The sequence below is a fragment of the Rhizobium sp. 007 genome (genome assembly GCF_015353075.1).
Taxonomy (GTDB): domain Bacteria; phylum Pseudomonadota; class Alphaproteobacteria; order Rhizobiales; family Rhizobiaceae; genus Rhizobium.
The window spans coordinates 297,375-313,210 of record NZ_CP064187.1 but is presented as its reverse complement, the minus strand read 5'-3'; the positions used below and the strand labels follow the sequence as shown (position 1 = coordinate 313,210).

14 protein-coding genes are annotated in these 15,836 nt (G+C 60.9%); 12 read left to right on the top strand and 2 right to left on the bottom strand.

Annotation, left to right across the window (positions count from 1 at the left end):
* Positions 1–52: 52 nt before the first annotated feature.
* The 5 genes from ISN39_RS01480 to ISN39_RS01460 all read left to right on the top strand — a co-directional run bounded on the left by ISN39_RS01480 (position 53) and on the right by ISN39_RS01460 (position 4,981).
* A complete protein-coding gene (locus ISN39_RS01480) occupies positions 53–1,516 on the top strand; it encodes an aldehyde dehydrogenase family protein (protein ID WP_194728939.1) in 1,464 nt (487 codons plus the stop codon).
* 9 nt (positions 1,517–1,525) lie between these two features.
* The gene (locus ISN39_RS01475; RefSeq protein ID WP_194728938.1) at positions 1,526–2,569 is read left to right on the top strand and encodes a tartrate dehydrogenase; all 1,044 of its coding nucleotides are present in this window, start codon (positions 1,526–1,528) and stop codon (positions 2,567–2,569) included.
* Between the two features lie 77 nt (positions 2,570–2,646).
* Entirely contained in the window at positions 2,647–4,104 is a 1,458-nt protein-coding gene (locus tag ISN39_RS01470) for an NAD-dependent succinate-semialdehyde dehydrogenase (protein ID WP_194728937.1), read from the top strand.
* Positions 4,105–4,256: 152 nt separating this feature from the next.
* A complete protein-coding gene (locus ISN39_RS01465; protein ID WP_194728936.1) occupies positions 4,257–4,595 on the top strand; it encodes a hypothetical protein in 339 nt (112 codons plus the stop codon).
* Positions 4,592–4,981 (top strand): VOC family protein, encoded by a 390-nt coding sequence (locus ISN39_RS01460; RefSeq protein WP_194728935.1) that lies wholly within the window; start codon positions 4,592–4,594, stop codon positions 4,979–4,981. Before ISN39_RS01465 ends, ISN39_RS01460 begins: the two co-directional genes overlap by 4 nt.
* 102 nt (positions 4,982–5,083) lie before the next feature.
* Here the strand turns inward: ISN39_RS01460 and ISN39_RS01455 are convergent, their stop codons facing one another.
* Both ISN39_RS01455 and ISN39_RS01450 read right to left on the bottom strand, forming a co-directional pair.
* Positions 5,084–6,358 carry an FAD-binding oxidoreductase gene (locus ISN39_RS01455; protein WP_194728934.1) on the bottom strand — a complete coding sequence of 425 codons (1,275 nt, stop codon included), beginning with the start codon at positions 6,356–6,358 and terminating at the stop codon, positions 5,084–5,086.
* Positions 6,359–6,371: 13 nt separating this feature from the next.
* Positions 6,372–7,040: a haloacid dehalogenase type II gene (locus tag ISN39_RS01450; RefSeq protein ID WP_194728933.1), complete on the bottom strand. Its 669-nt coding sequence runs from the start codon at positions 7,038–7,040 to the stop codon at positions 6,372–6,374.
* 313 nt (positions 7,041–7,353) lie between these two features.
* On the opposite strand from ISN39_RS01450, the gene ISN39_RS01445 reads away from it, so the two are divergent.
* From ISN39_RS01445 to ISN39_RS01415, 7 genes are all read left to right on the top strand, one after another.
* Positions 7,354–8,190 carry a GNAT family N-acetyltransferase gene (locus ISN39_RS01445; RefSeq protein ID WP_194728932.1) on the top strand — a complete coding sequence of 279 codons (837 nt, stop codon included), beginning with the start codon at positions 7,354–7,356 and terminating at the stop codon, positions 8,188–8,190.
* 13 nt (positions 8,191–8,203) lie between these two features.
* Positions 8,204–9,583 (top strand): aspartate aminotransferase family protein, encoded by a 1,380-nt coding sequence (locus ISN39_RS01440; protein WP_194728931.1) that lies wholly within the window; start codon positions 8,204–8,206, stop codon positions 9,581–9,583.
* 238 nt (positions 9,584–9,821) lie between these two features.
* Positions 9,822–10,538: an HAD-IA family hydrolase gene (locus tag ISN39_RS01435; protein ID WP_194730075.1), complete on the top strand. Its 717-nt coding sequence runs from the start codon at positions 9,822–9,824 to the stop codon at positions 10,536–10,538.
* A 73-nt stretch (positions 10,539–10,611) separates the two neighbouring features.
* A complete protein-coding gene (locus ISN39_RS01430; RefSeq protein WP_194728930.1) occupies positions 10,612–12,222 on the top strand; it encodes an ABC transporter substrate-binding protein in 1,611 nt (536 codons plus the stop codon).
* 92 nt (positions 12,223–12,314) lie between these two features.
* Positions 12,315–13,265, top strand: coding sequence for an ABC transporter permease (locus tag ISN39_RS01425; protein ID WP_183927597.1), 951 nt, complete (start codon positions 12,315–12,317; stop codon positions 13,263–13,265).
* A complete protein-coding gene (locus tag ISN39_RS01420; protein WP_194728929.1) occupies positions 13,262–14,128 on the top strand; it encodes an ABC transporter permease in 867 nt (288 codons plus the stop codon). The genes ISN39_RS01425 and ISN39_RS01420 overlap by 4 nt, the downstream gene beginning before the upstream one ends.
* Positions 14,128–15,783, top strand: a complete 1,656-nt coding sequence (locus tag ISN39_RS01415; protein WP_194730074.1) for an ABC transporter ATP-binding protein — start codon at positions 14,128–14,130, stop codon at positions 15,781–15,783. The genes ISN39_RS01420 and ISN39_RS01415 overlap by 1 nt, the downstream gene beginning before the upstream one ends.
* Positions 15,784–15,836 lie beyond the last annotated feature (53 nt).

The following is a 15,836-nucleotide window of genomic DNA, read 5'->3' as shown; positions in this document are numbered from 1 at the left end:
CTGCTTCTGTTATCGCCCTATCCTCGCCTTTAAGCCACGCAGAGGACGCGCAATGACACTAAGCTTTGATCCGGACAAACTTCCCTTGCCGGTCGGACACTTCATCGGCGACCGGCTGGTAGCGGCCGAAGGCGTCATCGACATGCATCGCCCATCCGATGCCAAGGCCTATGGCGGCTGCCCGGTCGCTGACGAGAACCTGGTTGATCGCGCTGTCCAAACCGCCAAACAGACCTTGAAGGTGAGCAACTGGGGCGGCGTACGCCCTCGCGAGCGGACTGTCGCGCTGCAGCGTTGGGCGGACCTCATCGAGAGCGAGGCCGAAACGCTTGCGAAACTCGAAGCGCTTTCCTCAACACGCCCCGTCGGCCAGCTTGTCTCCGGCGACATTGCCGTCACCGCAGAGCAGATCCGTTTCTTCGCCGAATTCGCCGATAAGGAGGGAAGCGATCTCGTGCCGACGGACGATAGCAATCTCGGCATGATCATGGCGGAACCTTACGGCGTCGTCGGTGCCATCACGCCCTGGAATTTTCCTGTTTCCATGGCTGGCTGGAAGCTTGGTCCGGCACTTGCGGCCGGCAATGCGGTGGTTCTAAAGCCGTCCGAAATGACGCCGTTTTCGACCATTTATCTCGCCCAACTGGCAATCCGGGCCGGCCTGCCGGCAGGTCTCATCAACATCGTCCTTGGCGACGGCCAGGTCACGGGCAATGCCATTACCGGCCACCCGGAGATCGCCAAGATTAGCTTCACCGGCTCGACCGCAGCCGGTTCTGCCATCATGGCCAATATCGCCCGCACGGGCGTCAAGCCGATGACACTGGAACTCGGTGGAAAGAGCCCGCAACTGGTGTTCGCAGATGCCGATCTCGACAAGGCCGCCTTGGTAATTTCCCAAGGCATACTTTCCAATGCCGGGCAGGCCTGTGTCGCCGGCTCCCGGCTGATCGTCGAGGAATCCATTGCTGCACCTCTCGCCGAAGCGATCGTCGCGCGTATGAAGATGGTGAAGGCGGCGGCGACCTGGGACGAGACGAGCCAATATTCGCCGATCATATCCAAGCGCCAGTTGGACCGCATCCACAGCATTGTCGAGTCAGCTGTTTCGGCGGGGGGCGAATGCTTGTTGGGCGGCGCACCGATGGATGCGCCGGGCTATTTTTACCAGCCGACATTGATCGCCGTTCGCGACGCGTTCTCACCAGCAGTCAGCGAAGAAATCTTCGGACCCGTCCTCACCCTACAGACCTTTGCCGACGAGGAGGAGGCGTTGACGCTGGCCGATCACCCAACCTATGGACTTGCGGCCGGACTCTTCACTCGCGATCTTTCCCGAGCGATCCGGCTCACCCGCCGCCTGCAGGCGGGCACTGTCTGGGTTAACCGTTTCAGTCGCTCACGCGACCACATACTGCCGACCGGCGGCTACAAGCAGTCCGGCATCGGCAAAGATCTCGGCCGCGAAGCCTATCTTGCCAACCGCAAGAGCAAAAGCGTGCTCATCAGCCTGTAAGGACCTGCGATGAAAACCTACAAGATCGCCCTTCTGCCCGGAGACGGAATCGGCCGCGACGTGACGGAAGCAGCCTGGGCCGTGCTCGAAAAGACGGCGCGCCCGAACGGATTTTCTCTTGATGCAACCAGCTATCCCTGGTCCTGCGACTTCTATCTGGAGAACGGCAGCATGATGCCCGCCGACGGCATCGAAACGCTCAGATCCTTCGATGCCATCCTGCTCGGCGCGGTCGGCTGGCCGGCGAAAGTGCCGGATTCGGTCTCGCTACACGGGCTTCTCCTGCCCATCCGCAAGGCCTTCGTCCAATATGCCAACATCCGCCCGCACCGGCTGCTGCCGGGCGTTCAAGGTCCGCTGAAGGCGGACGCCTTCGACATTCTCTGCATCCGCGAAAACACCGAGGGTGAGTATTCCGGCGCCGGTGGCCGCGTCCATCAGGGTACCGACAGTGAGGTGGCGGTCGAGACCTCGATTTTCACCCGCAAGGGGGTTGAGCGCATCCTGCGTTTCGGCTTTGAGCAAGCGCGTGCGCGACGCGGCAAGCTCGCCTCGGTGACGAAGTCCAACGCGCAGAAGTATTCGATGGTCTTCTGGGACGAGATCACCCAGAGGCTTTCCGCCGAATATCCCGATGTCGAGGTGACCAGCTACCATATCGACGCCATGGCCGCCCGCATGGTCATGGCGCCGGAAAGCCTCGACGTCGTGGTCGCCTCCAACCTGTTCGGAGATATCCTGACCGACCTTGGCGCCGCCATCCAGGGCGGACTCGGTTTCGCAGCCTCCGCCAATATCAATCCCGATCGCTCAGCGCCATCCATGTTCGAACCCGTCCACGGCTCCGCGCCCGATATCGCTGATCTCGGCATCGCCAATCCGATCGCCGCCATCTGGTCAGGCGCGATGATGCTGGACCATCTCGGAGAAACGGCTGCCGCCGGAAAGGTGATGGCCGCAATCGGGACGACGACGGCACGCGGCATCGGCGCAGTTCCTGGCAAGGACAAGACGGACGCGATCACGGCATCGGTGCTTTCGGCACTCGACTAGAGCAATTCCAGCAAAAGTACGCAGCGGCTTTGCGATCGGAATTGTAGAAACGGAATGCTCTGATGAAAGAGGATGGAATGAACGGATTGAAAGATAGCAGCCTGCTTCGCCAAAAAGGGCTGATCGACGGTGAATGGCGCGGGGCGGCAGCCGGGTGCACGATCGAGGTGATCGACCCGGCGACGCAGCATGTGCTGGGCACGGTGCCCGACATGGACGGAGCCGATACGAGGGCGGCAATCACCGCGGCGGAAAAGGCCTTTGGTCCGTGGCGCGCAAAGACCAATGCCGAGCGTGCCGCGTTGCTGGAGGCCTGGCACGATCTGATGCTCGAAAATATCGAGGATCTGGCGCTGATCCTCACCCGGGAGCAGGGCAAGCCGCTCACGGAGGCGCGCGGCGAAATCCGCTACGGCGCCTCGTTCATCAAATGGTTCTCCGAGGAGGCGCGCCGCATCGGCGGAACGACCATTCCCTCCCCGACGGCCGACCGACGGATCGTCGTTCTGAAGGAGCCTGTCGGCGTGTCGGCGATCATCACGCCGTGGAATTTTCCCAATGCGATGATCACCCGCAAGGTGGGGCCGGCGCTCGCCGCAGGCTGCACGGTCGTCGTCAAGCCATCGGACCTGACCCCCTATTCGGCACTAGCCCTTGGGGTCCTGGCTGAGCGCGCCGGCATCCCCAAGGGCGTGATCAATATCGTCACAGGCATGCCGGCCGCCATCGGCGACGAACTGATGGCGAACCAGACCGTCCGCAAGATCTCTTTCACCGGCTCGACCCGCGTCGGCTCGCTGCTGATGCGCGGCGCAGCCGACAGCGTCAAGCGGCTCAGCCTCGAACTCGGCGGCAATGCGCCCTTCATCATCTTTGACGATGCCGATCTCGATCTTGCCGTGGAAGGCGCAATCGCATCGAAATTCCGCAATGGCGGGCAGACCTGCGTCTGCGCCAACCGCCTTCTCGTCCAGTCGGGTGTCTACGAGGCCTTTGCCGCCAAACTTTGCGCGCGCGTATCGGCCATGAAGGTTGGGGCCGGCACGGATGCCGGCACGGATATCGGGCCGATGATCAACAAGGCGGCGATCGAGAAGATCAATCGTCACGTGGACGATGCGGTAAAAAAGGGAGCAAAGATCCTCACCACCGCGGGCTCCATGCCGGCAGGCGATCAATATGCCGCACCTATGGTGCTTGGCGGTGCGACGACAGACATGCAGCTTGCCAGCGAAGAGACCTTCGGACCTGTTGCCCCGCTTTTCCGTTTCGACAGCGAGGAAGAGGCAATCGTCATTGCCAACGCCACGCCTTTCGGCCTTGCGGCCTATTTCTACACAGAGAGCCTGAAACGCTCCTGGCGTGTCGGCGAAGCACTCGAATTCGGCATGATCGGCCTGAATACAGGGGCCATTTCGACCGAGGTCGCTCCCTTCGGCGGCGTCAAACAGTCCGGCCTTGGCCGGGAGGGCGCGCAATGCGGCATCGAGGAATATCTCGAAATGAAAAGCTTTCACATCGGCGGGCTCGCCTGACCAACCGGTGAGAGCGAATGGAGACGGGCGCCGGTGAACTCAGCCTGGCGCCCTGTCTCATTGACGCAATTTGCGTAGCTGTGGATTCAGCCGATTCGGTTGCTCCGGAACGGGCTGGAGCGTAGTGTTGCGGCCGCTTTTGGAGCGGCAAAATGGACGATCTGGAGGTCGAGAGGCTGAAGGCGAGCGTGGCGGAGCAACTTGATCCGGCGCAAAGCCTCGACCTTTCCGAACTGCTGCGGCGCTTGGCTCGTGCTCGACTCGGTGACATTTCCATCGAACGCCGGACCCAGATGGTGCTCGAGAACCGCAGGTGTTCCTTTTGCGGCCATACCGATGTCGTGAAGCACGGCCGCGACGGGAACGGCCGCCAGCGCTGTCGATGCCGCAGCAGATTCACCGAGGATGGTGAAGTCCTCGGCTGCGAGCTGTTCGACACGCTCATCCATACCTATCTGCCGAACCCACCACATACGCCGGAAGTGCTATGAGCGGACCACTGTTCCACAAGATCGATTGCGTGATGCTCAAGGTGGCGGACCTGGACGCCGCTCTGGGGTTCTACTCCGAAGCCCTTGGGCATCCGCTTCTCTGGAGATCGCCAGAGGCAGCTGGGTTGGGAATGCCAGGAACGGACACGGAGCTTGTCCTGCATACCGATCTGGGTCCCGAGGTGGACCTACTTGTGGACAGTGTCGACGCCGCGCTGGAGCGCTTCGTCGAAGCGGGCGGCACGATCATCAAGAAGCCGTTCGACATCCCGATCGGCCGTTGCGCCGTCGTTCGTGATCCGTTTGGCAATGCCCTGGTGATGCTTGACCAAACCAAAGGCACCTTCGTCACCGATGCGACCGGCCTGGTGCTGCGCGTCGAGTAAGTCCTAGCGACAGAAGGTCGGCGGATGCTACGAAAACTGCGTGGATTCCTATGAATCCGCAGCTAACTTAGAATGCACCTTCTCGTTTCTCGCTGATCTTTGCTATTGAAACCGGTCCAGCGTCTTGTAGTACAGGCCGACCAACGGCAGGAACCAGGGTTTGCCGAAGTGGCCAGGAACGGCTGGCCAGTCGAGGCCCTTGATCGGGTTGCGATCAGCCTTGCCGAGGATGGCGTCGGCCATGATCATGCCGAGATGCGTGGACAGCTGTGCCCCGTGGCCGGAATAGCCCATGGCGAACCAGACACCATCGACGTAACCGGCACGCGGATAACGGTCCTTGGTCATATCGACGAGCCCGCCCCAGCAATAGTCGATCTCAACGCCCGAAAGTTGTGGAAAAATCTGAAGCAGGTTCGCCTGGAGGATTTCTCCGCTCTTTGCATCCGAACTCTGGTCGGATGTCGCCGAAAACCGCGCGCGGCCGCCGAAGATCAGCCGTTTATCGGGCGCCAGCCGGAAATAGTTGCCGATATTCATCGACGTCACGCAGGTCCGGTTTCCAGGCATCGTCGCTGCAATTTCGGCATCGGTCAGCGGGCGCGTGGCGATAATGAAGCTGCCGACCGAAACGATCCTGCGGCGGAAGTAGCCGAAGATCGGAGGCGAGTAAGCACCTGTCGCCACGAGAACGTGATCGGCCGTCACTGTCCCCCGAGCCGTCGTCAGGCTGTGCCGTCCGTTACCCTGCCGATGATCGGTCACCGCTGCCTTTTCGAAGGTGATCGCGCCATGGCGAGCGGCGGCATCGGCAAGCCCCACGACATAGCGTCCCATATGCATCATCGCGCTCTTTTTCGACAGCATGGCGCCATGAAAAGGCGAGCCGATTTCACCCTTGAGATCAGCCGCAGTCAGAAGTGCCGTGTCCGGATCAACCTCGGCGTGGACAGCCTCGAAATTGCGGGCAATGGCATCGAAATGCTGCGGCTTGGACGCGAGCTTCAGTTTTCCCGCGCGACGGAAGTCGCAGTGGATCCCCTCCTCGGCGACAATCGCCTCGATCGTGTCGATGGAATCGTCGAACGCCTTATAGAGTGCGACGGCCCGCTCCACGCCGAGTGCAGCCTTGGCGGACAGGAAACTGTGAGCAAGGCCGTTATTGAGGTGTCCGCCATTGCGTCCTGATGCCCCCCAGCCAATCCGTTCCGCCTCCAGCACCACGACCTTGGCGCCCGCTTTCGCAAGGTGGCGCGCCGCGGCAAGCCCGGTGAAGCCGGCGCCGATGACGGCGACGTCATAATGTCCCTCGACAGGGCCTTGCACGGCGCCTTGAAAGGTGGGCGCCGTGTCGTGCCAGTAGGATTTGAACTTCATCGCCATGTCCCCGTCAGAGCCCGACGACGCCAGGCAGGCCCGAGATATCCGGGATTTCGACATAGCCGTAATAGGGGTTGGCTGGCTCGTGGCCGCGATTGACCCAAACCTTGTTCCTGATACCGAGATCGTGCGCCGACATCAGGTCGTAGCGGAATGAGGACGAGCAGTGAAGAATGTCCTCAGGCCCGCAGCCCAGCATATCAAGCATGTATTCGAAGCCCTTGAAGCGTGGCTTGTAGGATTGCGCCTGCTCGGCGGTATAGACGGCATGAAATGGTGCGCCGAGCTTTTCGACATTCGACATGATCTGTGAATTCATCGCGTTGGAAAGGATGACCAGCGGAATTTCCTTGGCAACCCTGGCAAGACCTTCCGGTACATCCGGATGCGGCCCCCAGGTCGGCACGCGCTCGTAGACCATCTGCGCGGCTGCCTCGTGGAATTTTATGCCGTTGCGCTTGCAGGTCCGCTCAAGCGAATTGTGAACCACCTCGTTGTACGGTTTCCAATCGCCGAGGATCTCGTCGAGACGGTAGGCGGCAAAGTTCTTGATGAACTCAGCCATGTGCGGCTCGTCGAGCTCTTCGCCGTAAAGATCGCGCGCCGCTTCCGCCATCTGGAAGTTGGTCAGCGTGCCGTAGCAGTCGAAGGTGATGTATTTCGGGCGGAAGTGAGTCATGACCTGATCCTAAACTGTGGCGGTTTCATCTGCAGCCATCATAGGCCCAGCTTGATCCTGCAGCTCGACTGAAATCCGAACGATCAAAGCAGATTCTTTCGTATCCAAAGCCGGCTTTGGCAGAAGGTTGTGCGCCTTGGGTGCGGTTTGCGCTCTCTTCTGGGACAACGCATCTCTCGCGCGTGTCCCAGCCAGCATAAGATGCGGCGGCATGCGGCTGCAAAGCCATAAGATACCGTCCGGGCCGTGTCCTTCAGACGATCTTCCGGCCGACACTGCCTCACACTTGCGAGCAGAAACGAAGGACATTCCAATGCAAGCAAGTCAGATCGACCTTGTGACGTTCGGCCCCGAACACCTTGGGGCTGCCGTCAACCTCTCTCGGCAGGCAGGCTGGCCGCACCGGCCGGAAGACTGGCAGATGGCACTGGCGCTCAGCGAAGGGCTCGTAGCGGTCGAGAACGGACAGGTCGTCGGCACCGTGCTCATGACGCCATATCGGGCGGAGTGTGCGACAATCAACATGGTTATCGTCAACGAGGCGATGCGCGGCCGCGGTCTTGGCCGCAGGCTCATGGACGCTGCATTCCAGATCGCGGCAGACAGGCCGCTGAGGCTCGTGGCGACGGCCGAAGGCCTGCCTCTCTACAAAAAGCTTGGCTTTTGTGAGATCGGCATCGTCATGCAGCACCAAGGCATTGTCGGAGAGATCGCCGTGCCAACGGAAACCCAGGACGCGGCCGCCACCGACCTTCCTGCGATCGCCGAACTGGACCGTGTCGCTTTCGGCGCCGATCGTGAGCGGCTCATCAGCTATGTCGCCGGGGTTGGCGAGTTCGCCGTCATCCGTCGAGACGGCCGCGTTTCCGGTTACGCAGCACTTCGCACCTTCGGCCGCGGAGAAGTGATTGGCCCCGTCGTCGCCGCCAGTCTCACCGATGCCAAAGCACTCGTCAGACATTTCATTGCGAAGCGACCGGGACGCTTCCTCAGGGTCGACACTACCGATGACAGCAACCTTTCGCCCTGGCTCGTGGAACTAGGCCTCGCCCACGTCGGCGGCGGCATCGCCATGGCCAAGCCGCAGATCCACCACCTCGCAGATCGTGCTGCCGCCACTTTTGCCCTCGCCAACCAAGCCCTAGGCTGACCTGGAGACCGTCATGTTTAGCAATTCCCTGATCGAACTCGACCGCGCGCACCTCGTTCATCCGGTCGCCTCCTATCGCAGCCACGAAAATCTGGGCGTGCGGGTTCTCGCATCCGCCTCCGGCGCAACCGTCACCGATGCGAGCGGCAAGCAATTGATCGACGGCTTTGCCGGCCTGTGGTGCGTCAATGCGGGCTATGGCCATGACAGCATCGTCGAGGCCGCGGCAAGGCAGATGCGGGAGCTTCCTTACGCGACCGCCTATTTCGGCCTCGGCTCCGAGCCGGCAATCCGGCTCGCTGCCGAACTCGCCGAGCGCGCGCCAGGCGACCTCAACCATGTCTATTTCACGCTCGGCGGTTCGGATGCCGTCGACAGCACGATCCGTTTCATCCGCTACTATTGGAATGCGCGCGGACGGCCCGGGAAAGACCAGTTCATCTCAGTCGAACAGGGCTATCACGGCTCCTCGACAGTTGGAGCCGGCCTGACGGCCCTGCCAGCCTTTCATGCCGGTTTCGGCCTGCCCTTCGACTGGCAGCACAAGATTCCCTCCCACTATGCTTATCGAAACCCCGCCGGCCCTAACCCTGAGGCCATCATCGCTGCCTCTGTTGCCGCATTGAAACAGAAGATCGAAGAGTTGGGCGGCGCCGATCGCGTTGCGGCATTCTATGCCGAACCGATCCAGGGCTCGGGCGGCGTGCTCGTGCCACCCAGAGGCTGGATGAAGGCGATGCGCGACCTCTGCCGCGATCTCGATATCCTCTTTGTCGCCGATGAAGTCATCACCGCCTTCGGCCGCACCGGCCCGCTGTTTGCCTGCTCAGAGGACGAAATCGTGCCGGACTTCCTGACGGTCGCCAAAGGCCTCACCTCCGGCTACGTGCCGATGGGTGCCCTCTTCATGTCCGAACATGTCTACCAGACGATCGCCGACGGCGCCGGCACGTCTGCTGTCGGGCATGGCTATACCTATTCGGCCCATCCCGTCAGCGCCGCCGTCGGCCTTGAGGTTCTGCGGCTCTACGAGGGCGGCCTGCTCGAAAACGGCCGGAAGGCAGGAGCGCGCCTGATGGCCGGGCTTGAGAGCCTGAAGGATCATCCCCTCGTCGGCGATGTCCGCGGCCGCGGGATGCTGGCTGCCGTCGAGCTCGTCGTCGACAAAGAGCGCAAGACACCCTTGCCGGCTGACGCCGAGCCGGCACGCCGCATCTTTGACCGTGCCTGGAACAACGGTCTCGTCATCCGCGCCTTCACCCATGGCGTGCTCGGCTACGCCCCCCCGCTCTGCTGCACGGAAGCGGAAATCGACGCAATCGTCGAACGCACGCGGCAGACGCTCGACGAGACGCTCGCGGACACCGATGTCCGGCGCGCCCTTATGGGCTGAGAATGCCGATCGTAAAATGTCGCGGAACCGTCATCTTCGGTATTTTGTGCCGCGCAGCGGCGTAATTTCGGAGACTCTGGTTTGGGACAGCTGCCAAACTCAATTCCAGAAAAAGGCCGGATCCCAGGAGCATGTGCCTTTTTCACCAAGAGCGGGAACATCATCCCGCCAGGGAACAGAATATCCTTCTTCACGTAGCCGGCCCTCCCTTGGAAGGCCGAGAACTGGGGATTTGCAAATGCGCAAGAGCCTTCCAGACTTCAAGTATCTGACCTTCGATGTCGTCGGCACGCTGATTGATTTCGAGGGCGGTCTTACGGAGTGTCTCGCCGGCATCGCCGCTGACGGGGGCGTCGCCATCGACGGTGAAGAGGCGCTGAGCCTTTACCGAGCAGCGCGCTACTCCAGGGATGCCGACCTCTTCCCGGATGATCTCGTTCGCGTCTATCTGGCGATCGCGCCAAAGCTCGGCCTGCCGGTCGAGCGGAAATACGGCGAGCGGCTGCGCGATTCCGCAAAACGCTGGAAAGCCTTTAGCGACAGCGCCGAAGCACTGGCACAGCTCGGCAAGGACTACCGCCTGGTGGCCATGACCAATGCACGTCGTTGGGCCTTCGATTTCTTCGCCAAGGAACTGGGAAGCCCGTTTTACGCCGCCTTTACCGCCGATGACACTGGCACTGAAAAGCCCGACCCCGCCTTCTTCGAGAATGTTTTCGACTTCGTAGCCTCTGAAGGAAGTTCAAAGCACGAAATCCTGCATGTTGCCCAAAGCCAGTACCACGATATCGGGATTTCGCGGGAGCTAGGGATCAGTAATTGTTGGATCGAGCGACGCCACGGACAGAAAGGATATGGCGGCACCATTGAGCCGGCCAAATTCACCGAGCCCGACTACCACTTCACCTCCATGGCCGGCCTCGCCAACGCAGTGGCCGCTGCGCGGGGTGAATGAGGATCTTGAACGCGAGACTGAACTCCGCACCAAGAAAAAGACCTGCCAATCAAACCACGAAAAGGGGAATGCCATGAACGACAAGATCACAAACTGGACCACATCCGACGACACGATGGTCGAAAATGCCATCCGCCGTGGCGCGACGCGTCGAGAATTGCTTCACATGATGCTGGCCGGCGGTGTGGCGATGTCGGCGGGCGGCCTCATCCTCGGTCGCGCCTCGCGGGCGGTCGCCGCCACGCCGGTTTCCGGCGGCGCGCTGAAGGCGGCGGGATGGTCGTCGTCGACCGCCGATACGCTCGACCCGGCCAAGGCATCGCTTTCGACGGACTATGTCCGTTGCTGCTCCTTTTACAATCGCCTCACCTTCCTCAACCAGGCAGGCGTCCCACAAATGGAGCTTGCGGAAGCAATCGAATCCAAGGATGCAAAAACCTGGACCGTCAAGCTCAAGAGCGGCGTTACTTTCCACGACGGCAAGCCGCTGACGGCAGAGGACGTCATCTTTTCGCTGAAGCGCCATCTCGACCCGGCGGTCGGTTCGAAGGTCGCGAAAATCGCCGCCCAAATGACGGGCTTCAAGGCAGTCGACAAACAGACCGTCGAGATCACCCTCGCCGATGCGAACGCGGACCTGCCGACCATCCTATCGATGCACCACTTCATGATCGTCGCCGACGGCACCACCGATTTCTCGAAGGCAAACGGCACCGGCGCCTTCGTCAAGGAAGCCTTCGAGCCCGGCGTGCGGTCGATCGGGGTCAAGAACAAGAACTACTGGAAGTCGGGGCCGAACGTCGACTCCTTCGAGTATTTTGCCATCAGCGACGACAATGCACGCGTCAACGCACTGCTTTCGGGTGACATTCATCTTGCCGCCTCGATCAATCCACGCTCGATGCGCTTGGTCGAGACGCAGGGGGACGCTTTCGTGCTGTCGAAGACGACTTCCGGCAACTACACCGATCTCAACATACGGCTCGACATGGAGCCTGGCAGCAAGCGGGACTTCATCGAAGGCATGAAGTCTCTCGTCAACCGCGAGCAGATCGTCAAGTCGGCGCTCCGGGGGTTGGCTGAGGTCGGCAACGACCAGCCGGTGTCGCCCGCGAACTTTTATCATAATGCAGACCTAAAGGCGCGCGCATTCGATCCCGAAAAGGCCAAGTTCCATTTCGAAAAGGCCGGCGTTCTGGGTCAGTCCATCCCGGTGATCGCCTCCGACGCAGCGACCTCCTCAATCGACATGGCGATGATCATCCAGGCGGCCGGTGCCGAAATCGGCATGAAGCTTGACGTCCAGCGCGTTCCGTCCGACGGTTATTGGGACAATTATTGGCTGAAGGCCCCCGTCCATTTCGGCAACATTAATCCGCGCCCGACACCGGACATCCTGTTCTCGCTGCTCTACGCTTCCGAAGCGCCGTGGAACGAGAGCCAGTACAAGTCCGAGAAGTTCGACAAGATGCTGATCGAGGCGCGCGGTTCGCTCGACCAGGACAGGAGAAAGGCCATCTACAACGACATGCAGGTTATGGTCGCCCAAGAAGCTGGCACGATCATTCCGGCTTATATTTCGAACGTCGATGCCACCACGGCCAAACTCAAAGGCCTGGAAGCGAACCCGCTGGGCGGCCAGATGGGCTATGCCTTTGCCGAATACGTCTGGCTTGAAGCCTGACGAAGCAACTGGCCACGGGGCTCTCCGCACTGGCGCAGCCCCGGGCATCTTTGGATGCGGAACACCATCTCGAACGCTGAAAGGGAACGCGTGTGAAAAACCCGGTCCTATCGCTTGTCCTTGGCAGATTGCTCATTGCCGTGGTCACATTGCTGATCGTTTCCTTCGCAGTGTTCTTCGCGACGACACTGCTGCCGGGCGACACGGCAACCATCCTTCTCGGCCAGGCTGCCACACCCGAGGCCGTCGCCGGTCTGCGCACCGCGATGCACCTCGACGAACCGGCGCTCTTCCGTTTCCTGCGCTGGATTGTCGGCCTCCTGCATGGCGATCTCGGCACCTCCTATGCCAACGACATGCCCATTGCCGATCTTATTGCCGGGCGTTTCATCAACACCATGAAGCTTGCCGGCGTGACCGCCCTGTTCTCGGTCCCGATCGCGCTGACGCTCGGAATCACCGCTGCCATGCTGCGCGGCTCGCTCTATGACCGGATTGTCACCATTTTGACGATAGGCGTAATCTCCGTCCCAGAATTCATGGTCGCGACCTCCGCCGTGCTGATCTTCGCCGTCTACCTGAAGTGGCTGCCGGCGCTCTCTTTCGCCAACGAGGTCCACAGCTTGAGCGATATGCTGAGAGTCTATGCCATGCCGGTGATCACGCTGACCTTCGTCGTCTCGGCGCAGATGATAAGGATGACGCGCGCTGCAGTCATCGAAACGCTCAACACGCCTTATGTTGAGATGGCGCTACTCAAGGGGGCCTCCCGACCGCGCATTGTCTTTCGTCACGCGCTGCCCAATGCGCTGGGGCCGATCGTTAATGCCGTTGCGCTCTCGCTTTCATATCTGCTGGGTGGCGTGATCATCGTCGAGACGATTTTCAACTATCCCGGGATTGCCAAGCTCATGGTCGACGCCGTCGCCACCCGCGACCTACCGCTGATCCAAAGCTGCGCGATGATCTTCTGTCTCGGCTACCTAATCCTGATCACGGCTGCCGACATCATCGCCATTCTTTCCAATCCGAGGCTCCGATGACAATGACGACTTCAAGCACGTCGACACCCACCCGGAAATTTGGAATCCGGTTTGGCTATCGCTTCAACGTCGTGGGCATGATTGGCCTTGCGATCATCCTGTCCTGGGCGCTCGTTGCCATCTTCGCGCCGCTCGTGATCCCCTACCCGGTCGGTGAAATCATTGATATCGACTATTTCGGCCCGATGAGCCGGGATCTTTGGTTCGGCTCCGACTATCTCGGCCGCGATATGCTCTCGCGAATCCTGATGGGCGCGCGCTATACCGTCGGCATCTCGCTTGCAGCCGTGACGATTGCCTGTTTCAGCGGCGTGGTTCTTGGCATGATCGCCGCCGTCACTGGAGGCTGGATTGATACGATCTTAAGCCGCTTCCTCGACGCGCTGAACTCCATACCAAGCAAGCTCTTCGGGCTTGTGGTCGTTGCTGCCGTCGGCTCCTCGATCCCGGTGCTGATTTTGACGCTGTCGGTCATCTACATTCCTGGATCCTACCGCTTCGCTCGCGCACTTGCCGTCAATATTAACGCGATGGACTTCATCACCGTCGCGCGTATCCGTGGGGAGAGCACCCTCTATCTCATTCGATCCGAAATTCTACCCAACATCGTCGGGCCCGTGCTCGCTGATCTGGGCCTTCGTTTCGTATTCATCGTGTTGCTTTTATCCGGCCTGTCATTCCTCGGCCTCGGTGTTCAGCCGCCCTATGCCGACTGGGGCGCACTTGTCCGCGAGAATATCGGCGGCCTGCCTTTCGGCGCACCGGCCGTCATGTTCCCGTCGCTTGCGATCGCCAGCCTCACGATCAGCGTCAATCTGCTGATAGACAACCTCCCGCAGAAGATCCGAGATCGGAGCGAATGATGACCAATCTCGTCGAAATCTGTGACCTGAAGGTCGAAGCAACCACCGATTCCGGACGCCGCGTCGAAATCATCAAGGGCGTCAGCCTGACAATCGCTGAAGGCGAAATAGTCGCCCTGATCGGGGAAAGCGGTTCGGGAAAGACCACGATTGCATTGACGTTGATGGGTCACGCGCGCCCAGGCTGTCGCATTTCGGGTGGCACTGTTTCAGTCGCCGGCAAGAACTTGGTCGCGCTCACGGAAAAGCAGCGCGCCAGGATACGCGGCACCGAGGTCGCTTACGTACCGCAATCGGCTGCCGCCGCCTTTAACCCTGCCGCCACCATCATGGACCAGGTCATAGAGGTCACTCGCATCCATGGCCTCATGTCTCCGGACGACGCTCGCATCCATGCCGTCGAGCTCTTCCGCGCACTGTCGTTGCCCGAGCCGGAGACGATCGGCAGCCGCTATCCGCATCAGGTTTCCGGCGGGCAGTTGCAGCGCCTAGCAGCCGCCATGGCCCTGATCGGCGACCCCAAGCTCGTCATCTTCGACGAGCCGACGACGGCACTCGACGTTACCACGCAGATCGAGGTGCTGCGCGCCTTCAAGGCCGTCATGAAGAAGGGCGGGATCGCTGGGGTCTATGTCTCGCACGACCTTGCTGTCGTCGCCCAGATTGCCGACCGCATCGTCGTTCTGAAAGGCGGCGAGACGCAGGAGACCGGAACGACCGAGGAAATCCTCAGCGCTGCGAAACATCCCTATACGCAGGAGTTGCTCGCCGCGTTCGAGCCGAAGGCGCGCGGGCCTGTCAATCCTTCGGAGGCTCTGCCCGTTCCGCTTCTAAGGATCGATGACCTTGTTGCCGGTTACGGCCAGCGTCAGAGCGACGGGCTGCCGCTCGTGCGCGCCGTGGAGCATGTGAGCCTCAAGGTGGAGAAGGGTCGTAACCTCGGCATCATCGGCGAATCCGGTTGCGGGAAGTCGACGCTCGCCCGCGCCATAGCCGGCATCTTGCCGGCCGCCGTCGGCAAGATCGTCTTCGATGGCAAGGAACTTGATCGCAACGCACGCGAGCGCTCGCGCGACCAACTGCGCCAGATGCAAATCGTCTTCCAATATGCTGACACCGCGCTCAATCCCACAAAGTCCGTCGAGGACATCCTTGACCGACCTCTCGTCTTTTACCATGGCATGGACAGAAAGGCGCGGAGCACCCGCATCGACCAATTGCTCGATATGGTGCGCCTGCCGCGCAATCTGCGCCACCGGCGCCCGGGAGAGCTTTCCGGCGGTCAAAAGCAGCGCGTGAACTTTGCCCGCGCATTGGCCGCTGATCCGAAGTTGATCCTTTGCGACGAGATTACCTCGGCACTCGATACTGTTGTCGCCGCCGCGGTCATCGACCTCCTCAAGGAATTGCAACGCGAGCTCGGACTCTCCTACATTTTCATCAGCCACGACCTGTCCGTTGTCGAGGCGATCTGCGACGAGATCGTTGTGATGTATGGCGGCAGAAAGGTCGAGGAAATCACTCCGGCCGAGGTCAAGACTCCGCACCACCCCTATTCGCAATTGCTCTTTTCCTCGGTGCCGAAGCTCGACCCCGCCTGGCTCGACGGACTCGAGCAGGACGCGGAGTTGGTTCGGGCCTATTGCCGGCGCTGAGGCGACGGCGTTCGTGTTCAATCAGGGTGATATGGAGAGCATACGGAAAGCAA